Annotated in this window: 2 protein-coding genes and 4 pseudogenes; 4 read left to right on the top strand and 2 right to left on the bottom strand. The window is 59.1% G+C overall.

Annotated features, from left to right (window positions below; all coding sequences use genetic code 11):
• The 3 pseudogenes from EOA60_RS37755 to EOA60_RS38340 all read left to right on the top strand — a co-directional run.
• Positions 1–687: pseudogene (locus EOA60_RS37755) on the top strand (hypothetical protein); the annotation flags it as partial.
• A gap of 115 nt (positions 688–802) precedes the next feature.
• A pseudogene (locus tag EOA60_RS38345) lies at positions 803–994 on the top strand (transposase); the annotation flags it as partial.
• A gap of 36 nt (positions 995–1,030) precedes the next feature.
• A pseudogene (locus EOA60_RS38340) lies at positions 1,031–1,147 on the top strand (transposase domain-containing protein); the annotation flags it as partial.
• A gap of 53 nt (positions 1,148–1,200) precedes the next feature.
• Here EOA60_RS38340 and EOA60_RS24430 read toward each other — a convergent pair.
• A complete protein-coding gene (locus EOA60_RS24430; RefSeq protein WP_095825820.1) occupies positions 1,201–2,205 on the bottom strand; it encodes an NADP-dependent oxidoreductase in 1,005 nt (334 codons plus the stop codon).
• A 107-nt stretch (positions 2,206–2,312) separates the two neighbouring features.
• Between EOA60_RS24430 and EOA60_RS24425 the strand changes: the two genes are divergently transcribed.
• The gene (locus EOA60_RS24425) at positions 2,313–3,209 is read left to right on the top strand and encodes a LysR family transcriptional regulator (RefSeq protein WP_067327227.1); all 897 of its coding nucleotides are present in this window, start codon (positions 2,313–2,315) and stop codon (positions 3,207–3,209) included.
• Between the two features lie 93 nt (positions 3,210–3,302).
• Here EOA60_RS24425 and EOA60_RS39195 read toward each other — a convergent pair.
• Positions 3,303–3,461: pseudogene (locus EOA60_RS39195) on the bottom strand (phosphogluconate dehydratase); the annotation flags it as partial.

Raw genomic sequence — 3,461 nt, 5'->3', positions numbered from 1 at the left:
GGCTCGGAGATCAGCGGCGAGGCGCGTGTCTACTTCGCCTATCCGGGCGGCAGCACGACCCACTATGGCGACACCAAGGCCACCGTGCCCGCCGGCGAGCAGAAGGTGACGGTGCAGATCGGCGCCGGCACGGTGACCGAAACCATCCAGCTTGCCGCCGGACAGACGGTCGAGAAGGATATCGTGGTCGGCGTCGGCCATGCCGTGCTTAACGCCTACTACACCGCCGGCGGCGACAAGGCCGACAATTCCGGCATCGGCTTCGAGATCGTCAAGGCGAAGAAGAAGATCGACGGTTCGCGTGAAAGCGTGGAGCACTCCTACGGTCCGGACAGCAAGTTCTGGCTGCCGCCGGACGACTATGTCGCGCTAACCACGCTCGATCTCGCCGTTGTCGAACAGCCCTTCAGCATCAAGGCCGGCGACAACCAGGATGTGAAGGTGGCTCTCGGCGCCGGCGTGCTGGCAATGTCGGCGCCCGGCGCCTATTCGATCGAGGTGTTCTCGTCAAAGAAGGATATTGAGGGTAAGCGCAAATCGCTCGGCCTGACCTATGGCGACAGCTGGCAACAGACGATCCCCGCCGGCGACTATGTCGTCGTGCGGCACATGTCCGATCAGGGCCAGGACAAGGAAATGCCGGTGACCATCAAGGCTGGTGAGCGGAGCGAGATCACCGTTCAATAGGCATCGCCGTCCGCAAACGAACGAAAAAGGGTAACCGCTGTTTTGCCCCCAACGTTGTCCGCTGACGCCTGATCTGCGATCAAGGTTCCATGGATGAGCGAGAAGGAGTTTCTCCATGGACACGACATTGGAGGTTCTCACGACACGGCGGGGCCGACGTGAGGCGCATCGCCAATGGCCGGATGAGGTCAAGGCACAGATCGTTTCGGAGGGCTTGCGTCCGGGCGTGACGGTGAACGAAGTAGCGGAGCGCCACGGGCTGGAGGCCAACCATCTGTCGTCCTGGCGAACGCTGGCCCGGCAGGGCAAGCTAGTTTTTTGCCTGCGCCAGGGGAGATCTGCGAACTCAATGCTATTTGATCCGCAGGTCTACTTGACCACCACGCTTGCCGCCGTCGTCAACGGCCACAAGCGGAGGCGGATCGATGAGCTGCTGCCGTGGAACGATCCGCTTGAGTAACGCGTGCACAAAAATAGCAGTCTGGCCGAAGCGGACAAACCCTCGTTAGAGCGTCATAGCTTGACCAGTTGCTTGCCGAAGTTCTCTCCCTTCAACATCCGAACGAAAGCGTGGGGCACGGTCTCGATCCCTTCCGCAACATCTTCCCGTGTCTGAAGCAGTCCCTGTTTGTACCATGACAGCAGATCGGCAATCGCGGTCTCGTATTCTCCTTCGTGGTCGTCGAGCAAGAACCCTTCTATGCGCGCACGGGTGATTAGTGTCCTTCTGAGATGCCTGAGACCGACATCAGGCTGGTCAAACCGGTTGGCCAAGGCAATAGTCCCGACAACCACCACTCTGCCAAAGATGTTGAGGTTTAACATGGCTGCATCGTGAATCGGCCCGGCGGTGTTGTCGATAAAGACATCGACGCCGCTAGGGCATGCGGTCGCGACATCTGCCACGAGATCAGCGGAGCGTCGATGATTGACGCCAGTCCGATATCCAAGCTCCCTGCACCATTCCAGCTTCTCGTCCGAGCCCGCAACAGCGACTGGGTCGAACCCTTTGATCCGCGCGATCTGTCCTGCAATCTGCCCCACAGCTCCTGAAGCGGCAGAGATCAACACCGTTTCCCCCACCTTCGGAGTTGCGGTTTTGAGGAGGGCAAGGTAGGCGGTGAGACCGGGCATGCCGAGATAGCTCAGCGCGGACTGAATCGGAGCGTCGGTTGTCGTCACGGGCTTGGCTGACGCGGCCGGGATCACGCTGAACGGCTGCCAACCAAAATGATCGCTCATCACGAGGTCGCCTGGCTTGAAGTCTGGAGACTCAGACGTAATTACCTCGCCAATTCCGCCGCCACACATCAGATCGCCAATTCTAAAACCAGCAGCATAATTCTTCGCGGGGCTGATCCGACCGCGCATATAGGGATCGACGGAGAGCCACAGAGTTTTCACCAGCAGCTCACCATCCGCAGCCTCGGGAATTGAACGCTCCTCCAGGCTCCAGTTCTCGACGGAGGGCATTGCGGAAGGGTAGCTGCGAAGTATCCAGCTAGGATTTTTGGACATGTCCATCTCCTCAATTTGAGCGTTCGCCCCATTGATGCATGATTTCGGCTTCCGTGTTAAAGAGCGCACGGTGAGAGACATTATTTTGACTTTTGGAAGAATGGCGGATGGATATGATCGAGGCCATGAAGGTGGCCGTGGCAGTCGCCAGGCATAACAGCTTCTCTTCCGCGAGCCGGGATTTGCGCCTTTCCGCTGCCTCGGTAAGCCGCATTGTGGCAGACTTGGAGACCGATCTCGGCGTACGTCTCTTTAACCGCACCACCAGGCAGATCAATCTGACTGATGCCGGGATGGAGTTCGTGCAAAAGAGCACCGGCCTCCTGGAGGAGCTTGATCAGATGCGGAGCGCAGTACGCGAACGCCACGAAACTCCTCGCGGCCAACTCCACGTCTCCTGCGTAACGGCCTTTGGTAATGAGTGCCTGGCACCAGTGGTTCCTGAGTTCGTGCGACGGTTCCCGCAGCTCGATGTCTCAATCGACCTTGGCAATCGTTTGGTTGATCTCATTGGCGAGCACTTCGATGTCGCCATCCGGGTAGGACCGTTGAACGATTCATCCCTGATTGCGCAGAGGATTTTCACGCAGAGGATCGTGTTCGTCGCGACACCCCAGTTTTGCCAGCTATATGGGACACCCAGGACCTTGGACGAGATCAGAGCGTGCCCATCCGTTACTCAGGTCAGCGGGGAATGGGGGCGCGTTCATAAGTTTTCGCATCAAGGAAAGGTCATTGACTTCGAAGTGCCGCAGCAATTGACAATGAACTCAGCGCGAGCGGTGAGAAACGCCTGCCTAGCGGGAGGGGGGTACTCCCTCTTGGGCGATTTCATGGTCGCCCAAGATATAGCGGAGAACCGCCTCGTGCGGCTGCTGCCGGATCATGAACCCATGGAGCAACCGATCTTCGCCTTCTACGCTCAGCGACGTCACACCCCACGTAAAGTCAGGGTGTTTATTGACTATTTGGCGGAGGTCTTCAGTGGCAAGAATACCTCGTGAGACCTCTTGTCTAGGTGCCGATGGCACACCGCTTACGACAAAGGGCGGCTCCGAGCGGCGGCTCCGAGCCGCTCTTTTTTTAGCAGATTGACGTTAGGCATTTGCGAAGGCGGCGGCGCCGTGGTCGGCGCGGCCGACCAGTTGGCGAAAGCCGGCGAACAGCTCGCGGCCGAAGCCGAACTCGTTGCCGATCAGGTCGGCATCCGCCGTGCGGCGCAGCGCGAACTCCGTTCCCGGCACCAGCACCTCCAG

The sequence above is a fragment of the Mesorhizobium sp. M1A.F.Ca.IN.020.06.1.1 genome (assembly GCF_004023265.1).
Taxonomy (GTDB): domain Bacteria; phylum Pseudomonadota; class Alphaproteobacteria; order Rhizobiales; family Rhizobiaceae; genus Mesorhizobium.
The sequence above is the reverse complement of the archived record's forward strand: the minus strand, read 5'-3'. Positions and strand labels throughout refer to the sequence as shown.